Here is a 24,514-nt window from a genome sequence, read left to right on the forward strand (position 1 = left end):
GATCAGGTCTCCGAGATGGGCCAGGACGGTGCCGGCCACCCCACCCATGGGCGGACAGATCAATCTCCAGACACCCCCAACAAGGGGTCTGCGGTTCGCCGAGTCACACCCACGAGCGGAACGACCAGCCACCACCCTGCCAGCCAGTCCCAGACCAGCCACCCCCACACTCACAGCGGTTGGTGCTCGTCGAGATTGCGGTTGGTGCTCGTCGAGATTGCGGTTGGGGCCCCAACTGCAATCTCGACGAAGGGTCTGCTGCACGGCTCGGATCCTGGCCAGTATCGCTTGAAAGCGCTAGCATCGTCATGTGGCGATGAAAGACGAGGGTCCGACGACGACGAGCGCCACCGGTGCGCACGCCCTGCTCTTCCACGCGCTCGCCGAGCCCGCGCGACTCGCTCTCCTCGACCACCTGACCACCGGCGAGCACCGCGTGCGGGACCTCGTCGACCACATGCACCTCGCGCAGTCCACCGTGAGCAAGCACCTCGCGTGCCTGCGCGACTGCGGGCTCGTCACCGTCCGCGCCGAGGGGCGGGCGTCGTGGTTCGCGATCGCCGACCCGGAGCGGCTCGCCGACCTGCGCGCGCGGGCGGACGCGCTGCTCGTCGCGGCCGGGATCACGCCCGGCGCGGTGCAACACAGCCACGACGACGAGGCGGCACCGAGCCCTGACGACATAGTGGCACCGAACCCCTACGACGACGCCGGCACCGCCGAGCGGGGCCGGGGGAGTGCCGGGGCGGCCCCATGAGCCACGACGGCCACGCGCACGGCGTCGACCCGGCCGCGGCGTCGGCCGACCCGAGGCTGCGGCGCCGCCTGATCGTCGCCCTCGTCCTCACGGTCGGGATCGTTCTCGCCCAGCTCGTCGGCAGCGCGGTGACCGGCAGCCTCGCCCTGCTCACCGACACGGCGCACGCCGCGGCGGACGCGGTCGGCCTCGTGGTCGCCGTCCTTGCCGCCACGATGATGGCCCGGCCCGCGACGAGCGAGCGGACCTGGGGCTTCGCCCGCGCCGAGGTGATCGCCGCGCTCGGCCAGGCGGTGCTCCTGCTCGCCGTCGGCGTCTACGCGGCGGTCGAGGCGGTGCGCCGTCTTGCCGCTCCGACCGAGATCGCGGCCACCGAGCTGGTGGTGTTCGGCGTCGTCGGGCTCGTGGCGAACCTCGCCGCCCTCGCGGTCCTCGGCGGTGGGCGGGAGGCCAACCGCAACATGCGGGCCGCGTTCCTCGAGGTGCTTGCTGACGCGCTCGGGTCGGTGGCCGTCATCGTCGGTGCGGTCGTCATCCGGTTTACCGGCTTCGAGCGGGCCGACACGATCGCGGGCCTGGTGATCGTGGCGCTCATCGTGCCGCGCGCGCTGCGGATCGTGCGGGACACCGGGCGGGTGCTGCTCGAGTACACGCCGCGCGGGGTGGACCTCGACGACGTGCGGACTCATCTCCTCGAGCTCGAGCACGTCCGCGAGGTGCACGACCTGCACGCCTCCGAGATCGGCACCGGCATGCCCGTGATCTCCGCGCACGTGGTGGTCGACGACCACTGCTTCGCCTCCGGTCACGCCCCCGAGATCCTCGAGACCATCCGCGCGTGCGTGCGCGAACACTTCCCCGTGTCGTTCGACCACGCGACGATTCAGCTCGAGACCGCCGCCACGCGCGAGCGCTCGTGCGCGGACATGCACCACGCGTAGCTCGTCGTCGAGATTGCGGTTGGGGCCCCAACCGCAATCTCGGCGAGCACCAACCGCAATCTCGGCGGGCACCAACCGCAATCTCGACGAGCACGAACCGCAATCTCGGCGAACGCGACGGAGGGTGCTCGACGGAACAGGTGCCGCCCGGAAATCGCGTGCGCCCGCCGTTACGATGGCTGGTGGCCCTGCGTCCGGCCCACCGCGCACCACATGTCCTCCGCCGGCACGCCCGCCCCACGAAAGGCCCCCATGATCACCGCCCGCGACATCTCCATGTCCATCGGCGACCGCGAGCTGCTCCGTTCGGGCACGTTCCGCATCGACACCGGCATGAAGATCGGGCTCGTCGGACGCAACGGCGCCGGCAAGACCACGCTGACCAAGCTCCTCGCCGGGGCCGACGCCACGAGCTCGACCGTCGCGCACACCGGTGACCTCACGCGCTCCGGCACCGTCGGCTACCTCCCGCAGGACCCGCGCACCGGCGACCTCGACGTCCACGCGCGCGACCGCGTCCTGTCCGCCCGCGGCATCGACACCCTGCTCGGGCGCCTGCGCAAGGCCGAGCGCGAGATGGGCGACCTGTCGAACCCGGACAAGGCCGCGAAGGCCACCGAGCGCTACGTCCGTCTCGACGCCGAGTTCGAGGCCCTCGGCGGCTGGGCCGCGGAGTCCGAGGCGGCGGCGATGACGTCGGCACTCGCGCTGCCGACCCGCATCCTCGACCAGCCGCTGCACACCCTGTCCGGCGGTCAGCGCCGCCGCGTCGAGCTCGCCCGGATCCTCTTCTCCGGCGCGGACACGCTCCTGCTCGACGAGCCGACGAACCACCTCGACCACGACTCGATCGTCTGGCTGCGCGAGCACCTCAAGAGCTACCAGGGCGGCTTCGTCGTCATCTCCCACGACGTCGACCTGCTGCGCGAGACCGTCAACACCGTGTGGCACCTCGACGCCAACCGCGGCGAGCTCGACACGTACAACCTCGGCTGGGACGCCTACGTCAAGCAGCGCGAGGTCGACGAGAAGCGCCGCCGCCGCGAGCGCGCCAACGCCGAGAAGAAGGCCTCGACCCTCATGGCGCAGGCGGACAAGATGCGCGCGAAGGCCACGAAGGCCGTCGCCGCGCAGAACATGATCCGCCGCGCCGAGCGCCTGACCTCGGGACTCGAGGCGACCCGCGTCCAGGACCGTGTCGCGGCGCTCCGCTTCCCGGATCCCGCCCCCTGCGGCCGCACCCCGCTCACCGCGCAGGACCTGTCGAAGTCGTACGGGTCGCTCGAGGTGTTGTCGGGCGTGGACCTCGCGATCGACCGCGGCTCGAAGGTGGTCATCCTCGGCCTCAACGGCGCCGGCAAGACCACCCTCCTGCGGATCCTCGGCGGCGTGGAGCAGCCGGACACCGGCGAGGTCATCCCCGGCCACGGCCTGAAGATCGGCTACTACGCGCAGGAGCACGAGACCCTCGACACGAACCGCACGGTCGTGGAGAACCTCCGCAGCTCGGCGCCGGACCTCACGGACACGCAGGTCCGCTCGGTCCTCGGGTCGTTCCTCTTCTCCGGGTCCGACGCCGACAAGCCCGCCGGCGTGCTGTCCGGTGGCGAGAAGACCCGGCTCGCGCTCGCGGTCCTCGTCGTCTCATCGGCCAACGTGCTGCTGCTCGACGAGCCCACGAACAACCTCGACCCGGCCTCGCGCGAGGAGATCCTCGGCGCGCTGGCGACCTTCACTGGCGCGGTCGTGCTGGTGACCCACGACGAGGGCGCCGTCCAGTCGCTCAACCCCGAGCGGGTCCTCCTTCTGCCCGACGGCGATGAGGACCTCTGGTCGGCCGACTACCTCGAGCTCGTCACGCTGGCCTGACCGCCGGCCTGCGCGGTTTGATCCGGGCACCCGTCCTGATCCGGGCTCGCGCCCTGATCGTCCGCCGTGACACCCGCACCCGCACCGGCACCCTCGGCCGACTCTGCGGCGTCGAGCCAGGCGTCCTCCTCCTCGGCGTCGGAGACCTTCTTCCCGGCGCGCGCGGACAGGGCGCCCCCGCGCGCGTAGGGCGTGCCGGCGAGCAGCTCCTCGTCGGCCTCGTCGACCTCGCGGCGCGCCAGCAGCGGCACGATCGCGAGCGACCCGATCGCGAACACGAACCACTGGAACGCGTAGCTGAGGTGGTTGCGCAGCGAGACGTCCGGCCGCGGGAGCCCGGAGAGGCCGTCCGCCGCCGCGGGCTCGGAGTCGATGAGCTCCCCGAACCCCGAGACGACGCCGACACCCCCGTCCGCCACCGCGATCGCCCCGGGCGCGGGATCGGTGAGGGCCGCGAGCGAGCGGCGCAGCGCGTCCTCCTCGATCGAGTACAGCCACCCCGGGGCCGGCTCGCGGGTCGAGCCGTGCTCCGCCGGCCTCAGCCGCACCGTCAGCGTGGCCTCCCCGTCCGGCGGGCGCGGCAGGTCGGCGGGCGTCATGTCGACCTCGGAGGGCAGCCAGCCCCGGTCCACCGGCAGGACGACCTCCTGCCCGCCGAGCTCGGTGGCGAACAGGTCGACCACGTGGACGGCCGGCGTGCCCTCGACCGGCCGGTTGCGCAGCCCGAGCGTGGTGCCCTCGACCCACTCGCCGGTGACGGTGACGTACCGCCAGGTGTCGGACTCGTCGACGAGCAGGTCGCCGACGTGCTCCTCGGCGGGTACCGGCGCGGCGGCCTCGGCCTGCTCGACGGCGTCGCGCCGCTCGACCTTCTCCTCGTGCCGGTCGAGCTGCCAGGTCCCGAGCCACACGCAGGTGAGGGCGGCCAGCACGCTGACGGCCATGAGCCCCAGCCAGCGGGGGGTGCGCAGGAAGGCCCACCGGCCGACGCCCCGCGGCCCCGGCATGTCCTGGCCGGTCACCGCAGGAACTCCCCGGGGCGCACGTGATAGGTCGGGGCGCGCCGGGCGTCGGCGGACGGCGAGGCTGCGTCGTCGTCGGGCTGGAGCGTGACGAGTTCCCGACCCGTGCGTCCGGCGCTCGGCCCCCCGCCCTCGCGGCCCGAGTTGGCGACGAGCACGGCGAGCAGGGGAGCGGCGAGCGCGAGGCCGATGGACACCCACCACCACTGGCGGGGGACGACGACGAGCGAGGCGAGGCACGCGATCCGGACGCCCATGAGCAGCCAGTAGCGGCGCATCCGGCCGGAGAGGTCGTCCTGCAGGGACGGGGCGGCCCCCGTGATCGTCACGGGCTCGGCACGCCGACGCCCCCGCACGCGCGCCGAGGAGTGGGTCGCGGGTGCGGCTCCTGCGCGCCGGACCCTGGTCATCCCACCAGGCTACGCCGACCTCCCGGGGCACGGCTGCCACCTGCGCGACCGGGGCCGCGCACCGGACGGTGGCGCGAAGCCCCGGAGCTCATCGGCTAGCGTGTCCCGGGTGCGTACGGCAAGCATCGAGGAGATGACGTGACCGCGAGCAACACGTACGAACCCCGCAGCGTGCTCGTCACCGGGGCGTCCCAGGGGATCGGCGAGGCGATCGCCCGCCGGTTCGTCGACCTGGGGGACAAGGTGGCGGTGCTCTCCCGCTCCGGCCGCGGCCCCGAGGGCACGCTCGCCCTGGCGGGCGACGTGGCGAGCACCGACGACGTCGACGCTGCCTTCTCGGCGGCCGAGGAGGCCCACGGCCCGGTCGAGGTGGTCGTGGCCAACGCCGGGATCACCCGCGACCAGCTGCTCATGCGGATGAGCGACGAGGACTTCGACGAGGTCCTGCAGACCAACCTCGGCGGGGCCTTCAAGATCGCCCGCCGGGCGTCCAAGGGGATGATCCGGCTGCGCCGAGGTCGGATCGTGCTCATCTCCTCGGTCATCGGCCTCTACGGCGGGCCGGGCCAGGTCAACTACTCGGCCGCCAAGGCCGGGCTCGTCGGCATGGCGCGCTCGATCACCCGCGAGCTCGGCAAGCGCTCGATCACGGCCAACGTCGTGGCCCCGGGATTCATCGACACCGAGATGACCCGGGTGCTGCCCGAGGCCCAGCAGGAGACCTACCTCGGCGCGATCCCCGCGGGCCGGTTCGGGGACATCGACGACGTCGCCGGCGTCGTCGAGTTCCTCGCCTCCCCGGCGGCCGGCTACGTCTCCGGCGCGGTCATCCCCGTCGACGGCGGACTCGGCATGGGGCACTGACCGTGGGCCGCTGACCACGGGGCACCGGCCCCACGAACCCCGGCCGCGTCCGCGCGGTCACTCCCCCCGAACGAGAAGAGGACTCCCATGGGACTGCTGGAGGGCAAGACGGTGCTCGTCACCGGCGTGCTGAAGAACAACTCCATCGCCTTCCACGTGGCGCGGCTCGCGCAGGAGCAGGGCGCCACCGTGGTGCTCACGTCCTTCGGCCGCCAGATGCGGCTGACCGAGGTCACGTCGCGTCGCCTGCCCACCGAGGCGCCGGTCGTCCAGCTCGACGTCACCGACGCGGACGACCTCGCCGCGCTGGACTCGCGCGTGCGCGAGCACGTCGACCACCTCGACGCCGTGGTCCACTCGATCGGGTTCGCCCCGCAGTCGGTGATGGGCGGGAACTTCCTCCAGGCGGAGTGGGCGGACGTCGCCACCGCACTCGAGGTCTCCGCGTACTCGCTCAAGTCGCTCGCCGTGGCCGCGAAGCCGCTCATGGCGCCGGGCTCCGCCGTGGTGGGCCTGACGTTCGACGGCTCCTACGCGTGGCCCGTGTACGACTGGATGGGCGTGTCCAAGGCCGCCTTCGAGGCGACCGCCCGCTACCTCGCCCGGGACCTCGGGCCGGACGGCATCCGCGTCAACCTCGTCTCCGCCGGCCCCGTGCGGACGACCGCCGCCACGTCGATCCCCGGCTTCGACCAGATGGAGTCGACCTGGGACGAGCGCGCCCCCCTCGGCTGGGACGTCACCGACGCCGAGCCGACCGCGCGCACCGTGGTCGCCCTGTGCTCGGAGTGGCTGCCCTCGACCACCGGCGAGATCGTGCACGCGGACGGCGGCGTGCACGCCATGGGTCAGTGATGACCCGGACGCTCATCCTGCTCAGGCACGCGAAGGCCGCCCAGCACGGGCGGGCGGGGGACGCCTCCCGCGAGCTCTCGGGGCGCGGCGAGCGCCAGGCGCGGGCGCTCGGTCCGCTGCTCGCGGCCGAGGTGGGGGCGATCGACGTCGCGCTCGTCTCGACCGCGGCGCGTGCGGCCTCCACCGCCACGCTCCTGCGCGAGGGGGTCGAGGTCGGTGAGCGGCGCGACGTCCCGGAGATCTACCAGTACGCCGCGCGCGGCCTGCTCGACCTCGTGCGCGACACGGAGGGCGACCCCGGCGTGCTGCTCGTCGTGGGCCACGAGCCGACGATCTCCTCGCTCGCCGCCCACCTGCACGACGACCGCAAGGACTCCCTCGCCCTCCAGGTCTCCCTCGGGGTCCCGACGGCGACCGCCTGCGTGCTCGACGTCCCCACCACGTGGTCCGACCTGGACGCGCGGACCGCCCACCTGCGGGCACTCGTCCGGCCCTCGGCCTGAGCCGCACTCTCGACCAGTCGACGAGCTGAGTCGCACTCTCGACCAGTCGACGAGCTGACCCGCACTCTCGACCGGAGAGGCTCGGTCAGTCGACCGGGTCGGCCACACCCGTCAGGGCGAGCGCGGTGTCGAGCCGGTCGCTGCTGATGAACGCGTCGGCGTTCTCGCGCACGACCGGCCTGCTCCCGTAGCCCACGCCGAGCCCGGCCGCGCCGAGCAGGTCGAGGTCGTTCGCGCCGTCGCCGACGGCGAGCAGCCGGCTCATCGGCACGCCGGCCCCGGCGGCCCAGGCGCGGGCGTGCGTGGCCTTCGCGGACCGGTCGACGACGTCGCCGACCGTGCGCCCGGTCAGCCTCCCGTCCTCGATCTCGAACCGGTTGGCCGCGACGAACCGCACGCCGAGCTCCTCGACCAGGGGACCGACGACCTCGACGAACCCGCCCGAGACCACGCCCGTGGGAACGCCCGCGTCCCGCGCGCGCAGGAACATGTCCGCGGCGCCGGGGGAGAGCTCGACGGCGCCGCGCACCGCCTCGAGGACCGGCTCCGCCTCGAGCCCGGCGATCAGCGCGACCCGAGCGTCGAGCGACTCGCGGAAGTCGAGCTCGCCGCGCATCGCCCGCTCGGTCACCGCCGCGACCTCGGCCTCGACCCCGGCGTGCGCGGCGACGAGCTCGATGACCTCGTTCGCGAACAGCGTGGAGTCGACGTCGGTGAGGACGAGCCCGGGCCCGTCCTCGGCCAGGTCGCCGGTGGTGACGGCCACGTCGACGCCGAGGGCCGTGGCCGGACCGCGAATCTCGTCGCGCAGCGCGAGCGCCGTGCGGGCGAAGGACGAGGGTCCGTCGGTGGGTCGTTCGTCGTCGTGCACCTCGTCCTGACCCGCACCCTCGACCACCGACGACGACGAATCCCCCTCGCGGCCGACGGGGGCGGGGAGGCGGAGGGCCCAGCCGACGGTGCGCAGCGGGCCGAGCATGCCGTGGGCGGCCGCGACGTCGTCGGACCGGCCGGCGAGCAGGTCACCGACGTGCGTGACGAGCGAGACCGGCACGGGCCGCGGGGAGACGAGCGTGACGCGCAGCGCCGTGCCGCCCCCGGCGGGGACGGTCGGAACCGGCCGCAGGCCGGCGGACGAGGGGCCCGCCGTCACCTCGTGACCGTCTTCCCCTTGGGGACGACGGTGATGCCCCCCGGGGTGATGGTGTAGCCGCGCGCACGATCGTGCTCGTGGTCGACGCCGATGGTTGCGCCCTGCTCGACGACGACGTTCTTGTCGAGGATCGCCTTGTTCACCGTGGCGTTGCGGCCGACCTGGACGCCGTCGAAGAGGACGGAGTCCCGCACCGAGGACCACGAGTTCACCCGGACGCCGGGGGAGAGGATCGAGCCGACGACCTCGCCGCCGGAGATGATGACGCCGGGGGAGATGATCGAGTCGAGCGCGTGGCCCAGGCGCTCCTGGTGCCCGTAGACGAACTTCGCCGGGGCGAGCCCGTGGTAGCCGGTGTGCAGGGGCCACTGATCGTTGTAGAGGTTGAACACCGGGACCACGGAGATGAGGTCCATGTTGGCCTCGTAGAACGCGTCCACGGTTCCGACGTCGCGCCAGTACGCCTTGTCCCGGTCGCTGGCCCCGGGGACCTCGTTGAACGTGAAGTCGTACAGCCCCGCCCGGCCCTCGGCGACGAAGCTCGGCACGATGTTGCCGCCCATGTCGTGGTTCGACCCGGAGTCGTCCGCGTCGGCGATGACGGCCTCGCGCAGGGCGTCGGCGTCCATCACGTAGTTGCCCATCGACGCGAGGATCTGGTCGGGCGCGTCGGGCAGGCCCACGGCGTCCTTCGGCTTCTCGAGGAAGCTCTCGATCTTGTGCGGGTCGTCGGCCGAGGCCTGGATGACGCCGAACTGGTCGGACAGCGACAGCGGCTGCCGGATCCCGGCCACCGTGAGCGGGAACCCGGACTCGATGTGCTGGTCGACCATCTGGGAGAAGTCCATGCGGTAGATGTTGTCGGCACCGACCACCACCACGATGTCCGCCCGCTCGTCGTCGATGAGGTTGAGCGACTGGTAGATCGCGTCGGCGGAGCCGAGGAACCAGTTCTTCCCCTTGCGCTGCTGGGCGGGCACCGGCGCCACGTAGTTGCCCAGCAGGTTGGACATCCGCCAGGTCTGGGTGATGTGGCGGTCGAGGGAGTGCGACTTGTACTGCGTGAGCACCACGATCTTGAGGTACCCGGAGTTGACGATGTTCGACAGGGCGAAGTCGATGAGGCGATAGGTCCCACCGAAGGGGACGGCGGGCTTGGCGCGGTCCGCGGTGAGCGGCATGAGCCGCTTACCCTCGCCGCCGGCCAGGACGATCGCGAGCACGCGTGGGGATGCCATGGGGACACCCTAAGCCGAACCTGTGACCCGCAGCACGCGTTGCCGCCGCCGCACGGCCCCGGCAGAGTGGGCCCCAGCACGCACGCGCGACGATGCCGAGGAGAGCACCGTGAGAGTCGACCTGATCACCCGCGAGTACCCGCCGCACATCTACGGCGGCGCCGGCGTGCACGTCTCGGAGCTGGCCCGCGTCCTGCGGCCGGACCTCGACGTGCGCGTGCACGCCTTCGACGGCCCGCGCACCGAGGACGGCCCCGGCGGCGTGCCCGTCACCGGCTACGACGAGGTGCCCCAGCTCGAGGGCGCGAACGCCGCCCTGCGCACGTTCGGGGTGGACCTGCAGATCGCCGACCGGCTCGAGGGCACCGACCTCGTCCACTCCCACACCTGGTACGCCAACCTCGCCGGCCACCTCGGCGGGCTGCTCCACGGCGCGCCCCACGTGCTCTCCGCACACTCGCTCGAGCCGATGCGCCCGTGGAAGGCCGAGCAGCTCGGCGGCGGCTACGCCCTGTCGAGCTGGGCCGAGCGCACCGCCTACGAGGGCGCGGCCGGCGTCATCGCCGTGTCCAACGGCATGCGGTCCGACATCCTGCGCGCCTACCCGAGCGTCGACCCGGACAAGGTCCACGTGGTCCACAACGGGATCGACCTCGACGAGTGGGCACGTCCCACGGGGCCCGACGGCGAGGCCGCGATCGCGGCCGCCCGCGAGCGCTACGGGCTCGACGCCGACCGGCCCACGGTCGTGTTCGTCGGCCGCATCACCCGGCAGAAGGGCCTGCCGCACCTGCTCGCGGCGATCGAGCAGCTCCCCGAGGAGATCCAGGTGGTCCTGTGCGCCGGCGCCCCGGACACCCAGGAGATCGCCGCGGAGGTCTCCGGCGCCGTGGCCGAGCTCGCGAAGCGCCGTACCGGCATCGTGTGGATCGAGGAGATGCTGCCGCGCGAGCAGCTCGTCGCCGTCCTCGCCGCGAGCGACGTCTTCGTGTGCCCGTCCGTCTACGAGCCCCTCGGCATCGTCAACCTCGAGGCCATGGCGGTGGGCCTCCCCGTCGTCGGCTCGGCCACCGGCGGCATCCCGGACGTCATCGTCGACGGCGAGACCGGCACCCTCGTCCCCATCGACCAGCTCCAGGACGGCACCGGCACGCCGACGGACCCCGAGCGGTTCCACGCCGACCTCGCCGCCGCGCTCACCGCGCTCGCGACGGACCGGGAGAAGGCGCGGGCCCAGGGCGCCGCCGCCCGCCGCCGCGTCGAGGAGCACTTCGCCTGGACCGCGGTGGCCGAGCGCACGATCGCCGTCTACGAGAGCGTGCTGGCCGGGCAGTAGGCGCGGGGACCGGCATCGGAGGCTTCTTCGGGCACGTCGGCCGGGGCGGCCGCACCCGGCCGGCACTACGCCCGGGCCGGGCGGGTCGGGCCGCGGGCCCTCCGCGCGCGACCTACGCTGGGGCCCATGGGTGATGTCCTGACGCTGTCCGACGTGCGCGTGCGCCGTGGCACCTCCGAGCTGCTCGCGGGGGTCGACTGGTCCGTCGACGACGGCGAGCGCTGGGTGATCGTCGGCCCGAACGGGGCGGGCAAGACCACGCTCGTCTCGCTGCTCGTGGGCCAGATCTTCCCCACCACCGGGTCGGTCGAGGTCATCGGGGAGCGGCTCGGCCGGGTCGACGTCGGCGAGCTGCGCCAGGTCGTCGGCTTCGCCTCCTCGGCGAACGAGCGCCGACTGTACGCCTCCGAGACGGTCCTCGACGTCGTCCTCACCGGCGCCTACGGCATGTCGGGCCGCTGGCGCGAGGCCTACGAGGACCTCGACACGGGCCGGGCCCGTGCGCTCCTCAGCTACGTGGGTGCGAAGGACCTGCGCGAGAGGACCTTCGGGTCCCTGTCCACGGGCGAGCGCAAGCGCGTCCAGATCGCGCGCGCCCTCATGCCGGACCCCGAGGTGCTCGTCCTCGACGAGCCCGCCGCCGGCATGGACCTCGGCGGACGCGAGGAGCTCGTCGCCTCGCTCGCGCGGCTCGCCCGCGACCCGCACGGGCCGGTCATGGTCCTCGTGACCCACCACCTCGAGGAGATCCCGCCCGGGTTCACCCACGCGCTTCTCATGGACCACGGCGCGGCCGTCGCCGCGGGGCCGATCGACGAGGTCCTCACGGCCGAGGCGATCTCCTCCCTCTACCGCATGCCGCTCACCCTCACGGTCGACGAGGGCAGGTACCACTCCCGCCGGAAGGACTAGGTCGCGCCGGTAGACTGGCCCCACCTACTGGGAGGAGGCCCGGCCATGTGGTGGATCTGGCTGGTCACGGCGATCGTGCTCGGCATCGTCGAGATGCTCACCGTCGACCTCATCTTCCTCATGCTGGCCGGCGGCGCCGCCGCCGGCTCGCTCGTCGCCCTCACCGGCGCGCCGATCTGGGTGCAGGCGCTCGTCGCCGCGCTCGTCGCCATCACGCTGCTCGCCGTCGTGCGCCCCTGGGTCAAGGAGATGCTCGCGCGCTCCACGCCCGACACCCCGATGAACGTCCGCGGCCTGGTCGGCCAGGTGGCGCGCACGGTCACCGAGGTGAACGAGCGCGAGGGCCGCGTCAAGCTCGCCGGAGAGATCTGGTCGGCCCGCACCGCGCCCGACGTCCTGCCGCGGCCGCCCGAGGAGGACGTGCGGGTCGTCGAGATCGACGGGGCGTTCGCCGTCGTCGCCCCGCTCGACGTGGAGGGTGATCCCTACGGGACCCGGCCCCCTGCGCAGCCGTGGACGACCGGGTTCGGCCCCGGGCACCAGGGACCGCCGAGCTACCGCCCGGGCTCCGCCCCCGGCGGCCACGAGCCCCGCTACTGACCCCGGCGCCCCGACCGGGCCGTCGCAGCACCGACACAGGAGAGATACGTGGACAACCTCACGCAGTGGATCATCCTCGGCGTCATCGTGGTCGCGGTGGTGGTGATCCTCAGCAAGGCGGTCGTCATCGTCCCCCAGGCCGGGGCCCTCATCGTCGAGCGACTCGGCAAGTACCACTCGACGATGTTCGCCGGCTTCCACGTCCTCGTCCCGTTCTTCGACAAGGTCCGCGCCCGGGTCGACCTCCGCGAGCAGGTCGTCTCCTTCGCGCCGCAGCCCGTCATCACGTCCGACAACCTCGTGGTCTCGATCGACACGGTCATCTACTTCCAGGTCACCGAGCCGGGCGCCGCGGTCTACGAGATCGCCAACTACATCACCGGTATCGAGCAGCTGACCGTCACCACGCTCCGCAACGTCATCGGCTCGATGGACCTCGAGCAGACGCTGACCTCGCGCGACCAGATCAACGGCCAGCTCCGCGGCGTCCTCGACGAGGCGACCGGCCGCTGGGGCATCCGCGTCAACCGCGTCGAGCTCAAGGCGATCGACCCGCCCCAGTCCGTCCAGGGCGCGATGGAGCAGCAGATGCGCGCCGAGCGCGACCGCCGCGCCGCGATCCTCACGGCCGAGGGTGTCAAGCAGTCCGCGATCCTCACGGCCGAGGGTGAGAAGCAGTCCCAGATCCTCCGCGCCGAGGGTGAGGCCCAGGCCGCCGTCCTCCGCGCCCAGGGTGAGTCCCGCGCCATCCACGAGGTCTTCGAGGCCATCCACACCGCCGATGCCGACGACAAGGTGCTGTCCTACCAGTACCTCCAGACGCTGCCGGAGATCGCGAAGACCCCGTCGAACAAGATGTGGTTCATCCCCGCCGAGGTCACGGGCGCGATGGCCTCCCTGTCCAGCGCGTTCGGTCCCGAGGACGGCTCCACCGGTGGGTTCAAGGCGCCGACGCCGCCGCGCGCCCCGAAGGGCGACGGTCCGACCGGGCCGCGACGCTCCGGCCCGCCCCCGACGACCGCGTTCAACTCGGTGAGCCTGCAGGACCCGCAGGAGGCGCTGCGCGAGGCCCGCGCCGAGGTCGAGACCGCCGAGAGCGAGGCCAGCGAGGACCCGGGCATCGGTGGTGGGCGCCGGTCTCAGCGCGCACGTGCCGCCGCGAGCCCCGCGTCCGGTGCCGGTGCGAGCGGTGCGGGTGCGGGTTCGCCCGACCCCGCGGCCGCCCGTCCCGGGCAGGCGAGCGCCGCGTCGGCGCCGAGCACCGGCGGTCCTGCGGCCGGCGGTCCTGCGGCCGGTGGACCCGTCGTCGGTGGTCCGGGAGCCGGCCAGGCTGGCCCCGGAGGCCCCGGAGGCCCCGGAGGCCCCGGAGGCCCCGGCGGCCCCGGCGGCCCCGCGACCGGTCGCGGCCCGGCGGGCACCACGCGCGCCTGGAACCCGGGCGGCCAGCCCCCGCAGGGGAGCTGACCCACCCGGGGTGACCCTTCGGCGTCGGGCGGGAGGTTCCGCCCACCGACGCGAGACCTGAACGAGAGCCGGCTCCCGGCAGCGCACCCGCTGCCGAGGGCCGGCTCTCGTCGTCCCGGAGAGGCAGGTCGCGGTGCAGGTCGGCGGCGGGATTCCCGCCGGGCCCCGACCCGATGACGACGACCTGTCCGCTTGGTGCCAGGATGTCCGGGTGCTTCTGCGCCTTCTGAGGTTCTACCTCCGCCCGCACGCCCGCACGCTGGGCGCCATCCTCCTGCTGCAGCTGGTCTCGACGCTCGCCGCGATGATGCTCCCCAGCCTCACCGCGGACGTCATCAACGACGGCCTGCTCGCGGCCGACTCCGACGCCGTCATCCGGATCGGGCTCGTCATGCTCGGCATCTCGGCTATCCAGATGGTCGCCCAGATCTCGACGGCGTTCCTCGCGGCGCGCATGGCGGCCCGGGTCGGCGGCGAGATCCGGCGCTCGGTGTTCGCCACCGTCCAGCGGCTCTCGGTCGCGGAGGTCTCGCAGGTCGGCGCTCCGTCGCTCATCACCCGCTCGACCAACGACGTCCTGCAGGTCCAGATGGTCACCCTCATGGGCTCGATGTTCCTCGTCATGGCGCCGCTCATGATGGTCGGCGGCATCGTCATGGCCGTCCTCGAGGACCCGCCGCTGTCCTGGCTCATCGTCGCGGCGGTGCCGGTGCTCCTCGCCGTCATGCTCGGCGCGATCCTCCTCGCGCGTCCGCTGTTCGAGGTGGTCCAGAAGCGCATCGACCGCATCAACCGGCTCATGCGCGAGCAGATCTCCGGCGTCCGCGTCATCCGCGCGTTCACCCGCCAGTCGACGCAGCGCGCCACGTTCGACTCCGCCTCGCGCGAGCTCGCCGGCACCCAGCGCCGCATCGGCGTGATCTTCGGGATCACGTTCCCGCTCGTCCAGCTGGTCGTCATGGGCGGGCAGGTGGCCGTCGTCTGGTTCGGCGGGCTGCGCGTCGACGCGCAGGAGATGGAGATCGGCTCGATCGTCGCCTTCCTCAGCTATCTCATGTTCATCTTCATGTCCGTGATGTTCTCGGTCATGCTGCTGATGATGATCCCGCGCGCCGAGGTCTGCGCGCGCCGCATCACCGAGGTCCTCGACATCACGCCCGCGATCGCGCCGCCCGCGCAGCCGCAGGAGATCGGGCCGCGCCAGGCCGGCCGGCGGGTCGAGCTCGTCGAGGCGACCTTCGGCTACCCCGGCGCGGAGGAGCCCGTCCTCGACCGGGTCACGCTCACGCTCGAACCGGGCACGACGACGGCGGTCGTCGGCTCGACCGGCTCCGGCAAGACCACCCTCGTCAACCTGCTCCCGCGGCTGCTCGACGTGGCCGCGGGCTCCGTGCGGATCGGCGGGGTCGACGTGCGCGCCGCGGCGCTGGGCGACGTGCGCTCGCGGGTCGCGCTCGTCCCGCAGCAGGCGTTCCTGTTCGGCGGCACCGTGCGCTCGACACTGTCGCTCGGCTCAAGCGAGGTCCCCGAGGACCGCCTCTGGCAGGCGCTCGAGGTGGCACAGGCAGCCGACTTCGTCCGGGACCTCGACGACGGGCTCGAGTCCGCCGTCGAGCCGGGCGGCACGAACTTCTCCGGCGGCCAGAAGCAGCGCCTCGCCATCGCCCGGGCCCTCGTCCGCGGCGGCGAGATCTACGTCTTCGACGACGCCTTCTCCGCGCTCGACATGGCCACCGACGCCCGCCTGCGGGCCGCGCTGCCGACGATGACGGCCGGGGCGACCACCCTCGTCGTGGCCCAGCGCATCTCGACGATCCGCGACGCCGACCAGATCTGCGTGCTCGACGCCGGTCGCGTCGTCGGGCTCGGCACCCATTCCGAGCTGATGGACGGCAACGCGACGTACCGGGAGATCGTCCTGTCCCAGATCTCGCGGGAGGAGGCGGCATGAGCGAGCGTCACGGCCCCGTGCCCGGGGACAAGCCGGCGAACTTCGGCGGCGCGATCAGGCGGCTGCTGGGCGAGATGCGGGCGGAGCGGCTGCTGCTCGTCGTCGTCGTGCTCCTCGGTGTTCTCTCCGTGCTCCTGTCCGTCCTCGGTCCGCGCTTCCTCGGCGACGCGACCGACGTGGTGGTCGAGGGGTTCGCGAGCCGCCTCATCCCCGAGGGGGTGACGCTCGACCAGGCCATCGGCGGGCTGCGCGCCGTGGGGCAGGACGAGGTGGCGGACATGCTCGCCGGGATGGGGGACATCGTGCCCGGCGCCGGCCTCGACCGTGCCGAGCTGCTCCGCGCCCTCGCGATGGCGCTCGGCGTGTTCGCGGGCGCCGCGATGGCGATGGCCGCCAACATGCTCATCCTCAACGTCGTGGTCCAGCGGGTCGGAGTGCGGCTGCGCGCGAAGGTCCAGGCCAAGGTCGACGCCATGCCGCTGGCCGAGCTCGACCACCGCTCGCGCGGCGACCTGCTCTCCCGCCTGACCAACGACATCGACAACATCACCCAGGCGCTCAACCAGACGATGTCCCAGCTCATCACCTCGGTGCTGACGATCGTCGGCGTGCTCGCCATGATGGTGTGGATCGACTGGCGGCTCGCGATCGTCGCCGTGGTCACCGTGCCGGTCTCGGCGGCCATCATGGCGATCGTCGCCAAGCGCGCCCAGCCGCACCACGTGGCGAACTGGACAGCGACCGGCGAGGTCGGCGGCACCGTGGAGGAGGCGTTCACCGGGCACCAGCTCGTCCAGGCCTTCGGCGCGGAGAACGAGTTCGGCACCCGGTTCGTCGAGCAGAACGACCGGCTCGTCGCCGCCGCCGACCGCTCGCAGTTCCTCTCCGGCACGATGATGCCGCTCATGCAGTTCGTCTCGAACATCAGCTACGTGCTCGTGGCCGTGTTCGGGGTTCTGCGAGTGTCCCAGGGCGGGATCACCGTGGGCGAGGTCCAGGCGTTCGTCACCTACTCGCGGCAGTTCGGACAGCCGATCGGGCAGCTCGCCGGGATGGCGGCGCTCGTCCAGTCCGGCGGGGCGTCCGCCGAGCGCGTGTTCGAGCTGCTCGACGCCGACGAGATGGAGCCGGAGTCTTCGGAGCCGCGCGAGGTGGTGGACGTGCGCGGGGACGTGCACTTCGAGGACGTCGCCTTCCGGTACGTCGACGACGTGCCGCTCATCGACGGCCTCGACCTGCGGGCCCGGCCGGGGCAGACGGTGGCGATCGTCGGCCGCACCGGGGCGGGGAAGACGACGCTCGTCAACCTGCTCATGCGGTTCTACGAGGTGCGCGGGGGGCGGATCCTGGTCGACGGAGCGGACACCCGCGAGATGACCCGCGACCACCTGCGCAGCCACATCGGCATGGTCCTGCAGGACACGTGGCTGTTCGAGGGGACCGTTGCGGAGAACATCGCCTACGGCCGCGACGGGGCCACGCGCGAGGAGGTCGAGGAGGCCGGGCGCGCCGCCGGCGTGGAGCGGTTCGTCCACTCCCTGCCGCAGGGGTACGACACGATGATCGAGGAGGACGGCGGGGGCGTGTCCGCGGGGGAGCGGCAGCTCATCACGATCGCGCGGGCGTTCCTCTCCGACCCCGCGATCCTCGTGCTCGACGAGGCGACCAGCTCCGTGGACACCCGCACCGAGGTCCTCGTCCAGGAGGCGATGGGGCGGCTGCGCGAGGGGCGCACCGCGTTCGTCATCGCCCACCGGCTGTCCACCATCCGCGACGCCGACGTCATCCTCGTCATGGAGGCCGGCGCGATCGTCGAGCAGGGGGCGCACGCGGAACTGCTGGCTGCCGAGGGGGCGTACTTCCGGCTCTACCAGTCGCAGTTCGTGGGCGCGATGGTGGGGGATGCGAATGCTGCTGATGGTGAGGGTGCCGGGGCGGAAGATTCGGGGCAGTAGCGGTTTCCGTTGGTGCACCAGATCAGGTGACGTGTCGGCTCGCCCGCACGAGATCAGGTGACGTTGGCGAGCTCTGGGGTTATTGCACCTGATCTCGCACGTTTCACCTGATCTCGTGGTGCACGGGGGCACCCGACCGGGAATAGACCCGCGCCCGGCCGCGCTGACGCTGGTGTGAGCACCGAATCAGCCGCCAAGCGTCCCGATCTGTCCGTCCTCGAGCTCGTGGGCCGCCCGGCCGGCAGCACCCCGCAGCAGGCGATCGAGAACGCCATGCGCGCCGCGGAGGAGGCCGACCGGCTCGGCTACTCCCGCTACTGGTTCGCCGAGCACCACAACACGCAGACGTTCCTGTCCTCCGCGACGATGGTGCTCATGGCGCTCGCCGCCCAGCGCACGCGCCGTATCCGCATCGGCTCGGGCGGCGTCATGCTCCCCAACCACCCGCCGCTGTCGGTGGCCGAGCAGATCGGCACCGTGGCCCAGGTGGCGCCGGGCCGGGTCGACCTCGGCCTCGGCCGCGCGCCGGGCACCGATCAGGTCACGGCCTCCCTGTTGCGCCGCGGCGAGGCGGACCCGCAGTCCTTCGCGCGCGAGATCCTCGCGCTGCGCGGCTACTTCTCCGAGGCCAACACGGCGCCGAGCTCCCGGGTCCAGGCGGTCCCGGCCGGCGGCACCGAGGTCCCGATCTGGGTCCTCGGCTCCTCCCTCAACGGGGCCTCGATCGCCGGCCAGCTCGGCCTGCCGTTCTCGTTCGCCTCGCACTTCGCACCCCAGGCGCTCGCCGAGGCCGTCGGCGTCTACCGGGCGCAGTTCTCCACCGAGGCCCCGACGGCGCAGATCGACGCGCCCCGCCTCATGGTCGGCGTCAACGTGGTCGTCGCGGACACCGAGGCCGAGGCGAAGCGGATCTTCACGACCCACCAGATGATGGCGGCGGGCATCGTCACCGGCGCCCGCGAGCTGCTGCAGCCGCCGGTCGACGACATCACGAGCGTCGTCCCGCAGCGCATCCTCGACGCCACCGCCAACATGCAGGCCGTCTCCGCGATCGGTACGCCCGAGCAGGTCGTCGAGAAGCTCGAGGGCATCGCGGACGCCACCGACGCCGACGAGATCATCACCGTCACCTATGCCTACGACCCCGAGGTCCGGCTGCGGTCGTTCGCCCTCCTCGCCGAGGCGTGGGGGCTCGACGCCGAGGCCGCCGCCTGACCGGAACGCGACGCGATGCACGGAGGTGAGCTCCGGCGTCGGACAATGTGTCGGTGCTCGTACCCGTCCCCGACCTCGCCGACCCCCGCCTGAGCGACTACCGCGACCTCACCGACGTGGCGCTGCGCGTGCGCACGGAGGAGCCCGCGGGGCTGTACATGGCCGAGTCGACGACCGTCATCACGCGTGCGATCGAGGCGGGGCACCGGCCGCGGTCCGTACTCACGGCGCCGCGCTGGCTCGACGACCTGGCACCGGTGCTCGAGACCGCCACGGGAGCGCCGGACGGGGGAGAGGTCCCGGTGTTCGTCGCCGAGGAGCCGCTGCTGCGGGAGATCGTCGGCTTCCGGCTGCACCGCGGGGCGATCGCAGCGATGCACCGGCCGGTCCCGCCGCCGCTGAGCGAGATCCTCGAGCCCGCCGACCGTCCCGCGCCCCGGCGGATCGCGGTGCTCGAGGACATCGTCGACCACACGAACGTCGGGGCGGTGGTGCGCAGCGCGGCGGCCCTCGGCGTCGACGCCGTTCTCGTCACCCCCAGCTGCGCCGACCCGCTCTACCGGCGGGCCGTGCGCGTCTCGATGGGCACGATCTTCCAGGTGCCGTGGACGCGGCTGCCCACCTGGCCGCACGGGCCCGGCGGCGTGGGGGCGCTGCGGGAGGCGGGGTTCACGGTGGCGGCGGCGTCGCTGTCCGAGCGGTCGATCGCCCTCGACGAGCTCGCCGCCGAGCCGCCCGAGCGGCTCGCGATCGTCCTCGGCTCGGAGGGCCACGGCCTCAAGCCGGCGACGATGCGGGCGGTCGACCTCGAGGTCGTCATCCCGATGAGCGGCGGGGTCGACTCTCTCAACGTGGCCGCGAGCTCGGCGGTGCTGTTCTGGGCGACCCGGGTGCGGTGATCCGGCACGGATCGCGCCGGCCACCCGTGAGTCCCCGCCCCTAGACCCCGCCGGGGTACCCCAGCTGCCGCCATGCCTCGTAGGTCGCGACGGCCGCCGAGTTCGACAGGTTCATCGACCGCACCCCCGGCCGCATGGGGATGAGCACGCGCCCCGTCACGCGCGGGTGGGCGAGGATCTCCTCCGGCAGGCCGGTGGTCTCGGTGCCGAACATCAGCGCGTCGTCGGGCCCGAAGGTCACCTCGCCGAGGCCGAGCTCCCCCCGCCCGGTCATCGCCCACAGCGACCCGGCCCCGGACTCCTCGAGGTCCGCGAGGCAGGCGTCGAGGTCGGCGTGGACGCGGGTGTCGGCGAGGTCGTGGTAGTCCAGGCCGGCCCGGCGGAGGTGCGCGTCTGTGAGCTCGAACCCGAGCGGCTCGACGAGATGGAGCCGGGCCCCGACGCCGGCCGTCATGCGGATGGCGTTGCCGGTGTTCGGTGGGATGAGCGGGTGGACGAGGACGACGTGCAGCACCGGTGCATCGTGCCAGGGTCGGCGACTCCACGGTCCGCGTCGTCGGGTGCTGCGACGTCGTGGACCGGCCGTCCGGCGGGTGCTCGGTCACCGACGACGAACGCCCCGGCGGACCTGGTCGGACCGCCGGGGCGTCGGCCGGGCGCGTGGCCCGGAAGAGGTGTCAGCGCTGGAACGTCGGCGTGACGATCGCGCGGGCGATCGTGTGGAACGTCGCCTGGAGCGCGACCGCCGCCGGCGTGGCGTCCTCCTCGACCTCGAGCGTGTCGACGTCGAGCGCGTGCACCGCGAACACGTAGCGGTGCGGCCGGTCGCCCTCGGGCGGGAGCGGGCCGAAGTAGGACTGCTCGCCGCCGTCGTGCCGCACGTGGAACGCGGCGCCGGGCAGCATGAGGTCCGACTCCCCGGAGCCGGTGGGCAGCTCGGTCACGGAGCTGTCGAGGTCGACCACGGTCCAGTGCCACCAGCCCGACGGCGTCGGCGCGTCCGGGTCGTAGCAGCTGACGAGGAAGCTGCGGGTCTCGGCGGGGAAGCCCGACCACGCGAGCTGGGGCGAGACGTTCTCACCCGCACCGGAGAACTGCGGGTCCATCGGCTGCCCGTCGGTGACGTCCGTGGACGTCACCGTGAAGTCCGGCACGGCGGGCAGCTTGTCGTAGGGGTGCTGGGCGAGCGGTCGGTCGAGGTTCATGACGGTCCTTTCCCTCCGGGGCCGCGCGTCGAGGCGCATCTCCAACCTAGGGGGCGCGGGCCGGGGGAGCGGCCAGCGACGCGCACGCGAGACGACGCCCCCTGGTGCGGTGTCGGTGCCCCGCCCTACCATCATGTTCGAACAGATGTTCGGTCGAGGTCGTGGGAGGAGCGCGCGATGGAGGGGCAGGAGGACCGGCTGGCGACGGCGCGCGCCGCGCTGGCCCGCGCCGAGACGGCGACGGGGCTGCGCACGCGCCTGCGGGTGGTCGGCGGTTCCGAGGCCTCCGGTCACGAGTCCGGGGCATCTCCCGACGGCGGTGCTCGCCTCGGCGGGAATGCCCCCGACGGCGGTGCTCATCTCGGCGGGAATGCCCCCGACGGCGGTGCTCACCCGGGCGGGGACGCCTCCTCCTCGGTGGCGGTCCGGGCGGGGGAGGCGCGCCCCGGGAGCCGGCGGACGACGTCGGGGGACGCCGAGCACCTGCCCGTGCCCGCCGCGCTCGCCCCGCTGCTGCCCGCCGGGCTGCCGCGCGGCACGGTGACCCGCGTGACCGGCTCGGCCGCGCTCCTGCTGGCGCTCGCCGGCACCGCCTGCGGCGAGGAGGGCTGGGCGGCACTCACCGCGATGCCCGACGTCGGGTGGCACGCCGCCGCGGCCGCCGGCCTCCCGCTCGACCGGGTCGTCGTCGTGCCCGACCCGGGACCGGGCGCGCCCGCGGTGCTCGGCGCGCTCGTCGACGGCGTCGAGGTGCTCCTCGTCGGCCGCTGCACCGCGATGGCGCCGCGGGACCGGCGCTCGCTGCTGTCCCGGCTCCGGCTGCGCGGTTCGGTCCTGCTGACCGCGCACGACTGGGAGGGCGCGGACGCCGTGCTCTCCGTGCGCGGGCGCTCGTGGCAGGGGCTCGCGCCGGGGCGCGGGCTGCTCACCGCCCAGGAGGTCGAGGTCGCGATCGACGGCCGCCGCGGCGCCGCGGCGGGCGGGTCCGTCCGCGTGCTCCTCGGCGCCGACGGCGTCTCCGCGCTGCCCGGGGACGCGGAGGGTGTGGAGGGCGCGGAGGTCGGTGGCGGGGCGCGGGCGACCGCCGGCCGGACCGAGCTGCGGGCGGTGGGCGCGTGAGTGCCGAGGCCCCCGCGTCGACGCAGGCGGCGCTCGACCTCACGGCCGGCGGCGACGCGTCCGCGAGCACCGTCCCGTCGGACGGTGCCCTCGGCGCGGAGGGGGTCCGCGTCGACTCCGCCGGCCGGACCGGCGCGCCCGCGCCCTCCGGGCCGGACGCCGCCGAGCCTTCCGGCCCGCCCGCCGTGCGCCGGGTCGTCGTGTGGGTACCGGACTGGCCGGTGGCCGCCGCGGTGACGGAGGGGCTCGTCGGTGTCGGCGAGTCCGTCGGCGTGCACGACCAGCGCGCCGTCGTCGTCACGTCCGTGGCCGCCCGGCGCGCCGGGGTGCGCCGCGGCATGCGCCGCCGCAGCGCCCAGCAGGTCTGCCCCGGGATCACCCTGATCGCCGCCGACCCGGTCCGCGACGCCCGCGCGTTCGAGCCCGTCGCGCAGTCCGTCGAGGACGTCGTCGCCTTCGTCGAGGTCCTGCGACCCGGGCTGCTCACCTTCCCCGCCCGCGGGCCCGCGCGGCACGCCGGAGGGGAGGAGGCGCTCGCCGAGCGGCTCGTCACCGCCGTCGCGATGGACACCGGCGCCGAGTCCCAGGTCGGCCTCGCCGACGGCACGCTCGCGGCCACCCTCGCCGCGCGGGCCGGCGTCGTCGTCGCCCCCGGCGAACGCGCCACGCTCGAGTTCCTCGCGGCCCAGGACGTCGGGGTGCTCGCCTACGCCGCGCGGAGCGCGCAGGCCGCCCGGGCGACCGCCGAGCTCGTCGACGTCCTGCGCCGGCTCGGCCTGCGCACCCTCGGGGCGCTCGCCGCCCTCGACGCCGCCGACGTCTCCGCCCGGTTCGGACCCGTCGGCCTCACCGCCCACCGCCTCGCCCGCGGCCTCGACGCCCGACCGCCCGCCGCACGCCGCCCCCTCGAGGACGTCACGGCGTCGAGCGTCCTCGACCCGCCCGCCGAGCGCAGCGACGTCGCCGCCTTCGCCGCCCGCGCCCTCGCCGAGGACCTCGCCGAGCGGATGCGCCGACGCGGGGTGGTCTGCGGGCGCCTCGAGGTCCGCGCCCGCACCGAGGACGGGAACGAGCTCGCCCGCACGTGGGGGCTCGACGGACCGCCGACGGCGGCCGAGCTCACCGACCGCGTGCGCTGGCAGCTCGAGGGCTGGCTGTCCGGCCGCTCGGGGCGGGCACCGTCGGCGCCGCTGACCCAGCTCGTCCTCGTGGCCCAGGAGGTCGCGCCCGCCGGCGCGCTGCAGGACGTGCTGTGGGGGCCGGGCCGGCGGGGGCGGCTCCAGGCCGAGCGCGCCGCGCTGCGCGTCCAGGGGCTGCTCGGTCCCGAGTCCGTGCTCGTCCCCGTCCTCCAGGGCGGCCGCGACCCGCGCTCGACCACCCGCCTGGTCGCCTGGGGCGACGACGCCACGCCGCTGCGCCGCCCGGACGCCCCCTGGCCCGGGGCCACGCCCGACCCGTGGCCCGCGACCGTTCTCGCCGAGCCCCGCCCGGTGCGGGTCCTCGACGCCGACGGCGCCGACGTCCGCCTCGGCGCGCGCGGGCTGCTCGACGCCGACCCGGCGAGCGTCCTGCTGCCCGAGCCGCGGCGCGTGGCCGGCTGGGCGGGGCCGTGGCCGGTGGTCGAGCGCTGGTGGGCGCGTGGGCGACGGCCCGCGGGAGGAGGCGCGACGTCGGGGTCGCCGCGAGGTCGCGCGGCGTCGATACGGCCGGAAGGACGCACGACGTCGACACCACCGGGTGGCGCCGGGGGGAAGTACCTCGCGGCCGAGGATCTGGCCGACCGGGACCGCGTCTACCTGCAGGCCCGCCTCGTCGGCGACCAGCCGCAGGCGGTGCTCCTCGTCGGCACGAGCGACGGCTGGCTGCTCGATGCGGTCTACGACTGACGGACGGTCGTGCGCGAACCGCATGAGCAGGTCGGACGTCTGGGGCGTGATTGTCGAGCACACATTGGCCCGCTGGCGATTATCGTCATACGATATTGCGATGGCGAGCGAGGAGCAGATCCAGAAGTGGGTCGACGAGGCCGAGCGAGGGTGCGACGTCGACGAGCTCAAGCGGCGTGGACGCGGTCGCCCGGGGCGTGGTGCGGTGCCGATGCAGGTGGTTGCCGTTCGTCTGACGGTCGAGGAGCTGGACGCGCTCGACGCCAAGGCGGGGGAGAACCACATGAGCAGGTCGGACGCCATCCGGTCCGCCCTTGCTGACTTTGCCGGATGAAGGTCCACAGCAGTGCGCTCAAGCAC

General features: G+C 73.7%; 23 protein-coding genes. 17 read left to right on the plus strand and 6 right to left on the minus strand.

Annotated elements, in window-relative coordinates; genetic code table 11:
- Nucleotides 1-316 precede the first annotated feature (316 nt).
- The 3 genes from ACZLMO_RS14965 to ACZLMO_RS14975 all read left to right on the plus strand — a co-directional run bounded on the left by ACZLMO_RS14965 (nucleotide 317) and on the right by ACZLMO_RS14975 (nucleotide 3,567).
- On the plus strand, nucleotides 317-757 hold the full coding sequence (locus ACZLMO_RS14965) for an ArsR/SmtB family transcription factor (RefSeq protein ID WP_463654203.1): 441 nt from the start codon (nucleotides 317-319) through the stop codon (nucleotides 755-757).
- Nucleotides 754-1,698 (plus strand): cation diffusion facilitator family transporter, encoded by a 945-nt coding sequence (locus ACZLMO_RS14970; protein ID WP_463654186.1) that lies wholly within the window; start codon nucleotides 754-756, stop codon nucleotides 1,696-1,698. The genes ACZLMO_RS14965 and ACZLMO_RS14970 overlap by 4 nt, the downstream gene beginning before the upstream one ends.
- Before the next feature lie 252 nt (nucleotides 1,699-1,950).
- Nucleotides 1,951-3,567, plus strand: a complete 1,617-nt coding sequence (locus ACZLMO_RS14975; protein WP_463654187.1) for an ABC-F family ATP-binding cassette domain-containing protein — start codon at nucleotides 1,951-1,953, stop codon at nucleotides 3,565-3,567.
- On the opposite strand, the gene ACZLMO_RS14980 is transcribed toward ACZLMO_RS14975, so the two are convergent.
- Both ACZLMO_RS14980 and ACZLMO_RS14985 read right to left on the minus strand, forming a co-directional pair.
- Nucleotides 3,540-4,589 (minus strand): SURF1 family protein, encoded by a 1,050-nt coding sequence (locus tag ACZLMO_RS14980; protein ID WP_425715811.1) that lies wholly within the window; start codon nucleotides 4,587-4,589, stop codon nucleotides 3,540-3,542. The two genes, ACZLMO_RS14975 and ACZLMO_RS14980, sit on opposite strands and share 28 nt — an antisense overlap.
- Nucleotides 4,586-4,999, minus strand: coding sequence for a DUF3099 domain-containing protein (locus ACZLMO_RS14985; protein ID WP_463654188.1), 414 nt, complete (start codon nucleotides 4,997-4,999; stop codon nucleotides 4,586-4,588). The genes ACZLMO_RS14980 and ACZLMO_RS14985 overlap by 4 nt, the downstream gene beginning before the upstream one ends.
- A gap of 138 nt (nucleotides 5,000-5,137) precedes the next feature.
- Here ACZLMO_RS14985 and fabG point away from each other — a divergent pair, with 138 nt between their 5' ends.
- The 3 genes from fabG (at nucleotide 5,138) to ACZLMO_RS15000 (ending at nucleotide 7,221) form a co-directional block, all read left to right on the plus strand.
- Nucleotides 5,138-5,863, plus strand: coding sequence for a 3-oxoacyl-ACP reductase FabG (gene fabG, locus ACZLMO_RS14990; protein ID WP_425715808.1), 726 nt, complete (start codon nucleotides 5,138-5,140; stop codon nucleotides 5,861-5,863).
- Between the two features lie 87 nt (nucleotides 5,864-5,950).
- Nucleotides 5,951-6,718, plus strand: a complete 768-nt coding sequence (fabI, locus tag ACZLMO_RS14995; protein WP_425715806.1) for an enoyl-ACP reductase FabI — start codon at nucleotides 5,951-5,953, stop codon at nucleotides 6,716-6,718.
- Nucleotides 6,718-7,221 (plus strand): SixA phosphatase family protein, encoded by a 504-nt coding sequence (locus ACZLMO_RS15000; RefSeq protein ID WP_425715805.1) that lies wholly within the window; start codon nucleotides 6,718-6,720, stop codon nucleotides 7,219-7,221. Before fabI ends, ACZLMO_RS15000 begins: the two co-directional genes overlap by 1 nt.
- An 85-nt stretch (nucleotides 7,222-7,306) precedes the next feature.
- Here ACZLMO_RS15000 and serB read toward each other — a convergent pair whose 3' ends face one another.
- Nucleotides 7,307-8,374, minus strand: coding sequence for a phosphoserine phosphatase SerB (gene serB / locus ACZLMO_RS15005; RefSeq protein WP_463654189.1), 1,068 nt, complete (start codon nucleotides 8,372-8,374; stop codon nucleotides 7,307-7,309).
- Entirely contained in the window at nucleotides 8,371-9,612 is a 1,242-nt protein-coding gene (gene glgC, locus ACZLMO_RS15010) for a glucose-1-phosphate adenylyltransferase (protein WP_425715803.1), read from the minus strand. Before glgC ends, serB begins: the two co-directional genes overlap by 4 nt.
- A 109-nt stretch (nucleotides 9,613-9,721) precedes the next feature.
- On the opposite strand from glgC, the gene glgA reads away from it, so the two are divergent.
- The 8 genes from glgA (at nucleotide 9,722) to ACZLMO_RS15050 (ending at nucleotide 19,944) form a co-directional block, all read left to right on the plus strand.
- A complete protein-coding gene (gene glgA, locus ACZLMO_RS15015) occupies nucleotides 9,722-10,948 on the plus strand; it encodes a glycogen synthase (RefSeq protein WP_425715802.1) in 1,227 nt (408 codons plus the stop codon).
- 126 nt (nucleotides 10,949-11,074) lie between these two features.
- A complete protein-coding gene (locus ACZLMO_RS15020; RefSeq protein WP_425715801.1) occupies nucleotides 11,075-11,860 on the plus strand; it encodes an ABC transporter ATP-binding protein in 786 nt (261 codons plus the stop codon).
- A gap of 45 nt (nucleotides 11,861-11,905) precedes the next feature.
- Entirely contained in the window at nucleotides 11,906-12,460 is a 555-nt protein-coding gene (locus tag ACZLMO_RS15025) for an NfeD family protein (protein WP_425715800.1), read from the plus strand.
- A 48-nt stretch (nucleotides 12,461-12,508) separates the two neighbouring features.
- The gene (locus tag ACZLMO_RS15030; RefSeq protein ID WP_463654190.1) at nucleotides 12,509-13,924 is read left to right on the plus strand and encodes an SPFH domain-containing protein; all 1,416 of its coding nucleotides are present in this window, start codon (nucleotides 12,509-12,511) and stop codon (nucleotides 13,922-13,924) included.
- A gap of 211 nt (nucleotides 13,925-14,135) precedes the next feature.
- A complete protein-coding gene (locus ACZLMO_RS15035) occupies nucleotides 14,136-15,875 on the plus strand; it encodes an ABC transporter ATP-binding protein (RefSeq protein WP_425715798.1) in 1,740 nt (579 codons plus the stop codon).
- Entirely contained in the window at nucleotides 15,872-17,830 is a 1,959-nt protein-coding gene (locus ACZLMO_RS15040; RefSeq protein ID WP_425715797.1) for an ABC transporter ATP-binding protein, read from the plus strand. The genes ACZLMO_RS15035 and ACZLMO_RS15040 overlap by 4 nt, the downstream gene beginning before the upstream one ends.
- Nucleotides 17,831-18,004: 174 nt before the next feature.
- On the plus strand, nucleotides 18,005-19,045 hold the full coding sequence (locus ACZLMO_RS15045) for an LLM class flavin-dependent oxidoreductase (RefSeq protein WP_425715796.1): 1,041 nt from the start codon (nucleotides 18,005-18,007) through the stop codon (nucleotides 19,043-19,045).
- 53 nt (nucleotides 19,046-19,098) lie between these two features.
- Entirely contained in the window at nucleotides 19,099-19,944 is an 846-nt protein-coding gene (locus ACZLMO_RS15050) for a TrmH family RNA methyltransferase (RefSeq protein ID WP_425715795.1), read from the plus strand.
- A 40-nt stretch (nucleotides 19,945-19,984) separates the two neighbouring features.
- Here ACZLMO_RS15050 and ACZLMO_RS15055 read toward each other — a convergent pair whose 3' ends face one another.
- A complete protein-coding gene (locus ACZLMO_RS15055; protein WP_463654204.1) occupies nucleotides 19,985-20,398 on the minus strand; it encodes a tRNA (cytidine(34)-2'-O)-methyltransferase in 414 nt (137 codons plus the stop codon).
- A gap of 223 nt (nucleotides 20,399-20,621) precedes the next feature.
- Nucleotides 20,622-21,149 carry a YbhB/YbcL family Raf kinase inhibitor-like protein gene (locus tag ACZLMO_RS15060; protein WP_425715793.1) on the minus strand — a complete coding sequence of 176 codons (528 nt, stop codon included), beginning with the start codon at nucleotides 21,147-21,149 and terminating at the stop codon, nucleotides 20,622-20,624.
- 177 nt (nucleotides 21,150-21,326) lie between these two features.
- Here ACZLMO_RS15060 and ACZLMO_RS15065 point away from each other — a divergent pair, with 177 nt between their 5' ends.
- The 3 genes from ACZLMO_RS15065 to ACZLMO_RS15075 all read left to right on the plus strand — a co-directional run bounded on the left by ACZLMO_RS15065 (nucleotide 21,327) and on the right by ACZLMO_RS15075 (nucleotide 24,488).
- Nucleotides 21,327-22,268: a hypothetical protein gene (locus ACZLMO_RS15065; RefSeq protein ID WP_463654191.1), complete on the plus strand. Its 942-nt coding sequence runs from the start codon at nucleotides 21,327-21,329 to the stop codon at nucleotides 22,266-22,268.
- The gene (locus ACZLMO_RS15070; protein ID WP_463654192.1) at nucleotides 22,265-24,154 is read left to right on the plus strand and encodes a Y-family DNA polymerase; all 1,890 of its coding nucleotides are present in this window, start codon (nucleotides 22,265-22,267) and stop codon (nucleotides 24,152-24,154) included. Before ACZLMO_RS15065 ends, ACZLMO_RS15070 begins: the two co-directional genes overlap by 4 nt.
- Before the next feature lie 100 nt (nucleotides 24,155-24,254).
- The gene (locus ACZLMO_RS15075) at nucleotides 24,255-24,488 is read left to right on the plus strand and encodes a ribbon-helix-helix protein, CopG family (protein WP_425715790.1); all 234 of its coding nucleotides are present in this window, start codon (nucleotides 24,255-24,257) and stop codon (nucleotides 24,486-24,488) included.
- Nucleotides 24,489-24,514 lie beyond the last annotated feature (26 nt).

The organism is Georgenia sp. G2120 (assembly GCF_055326485.1).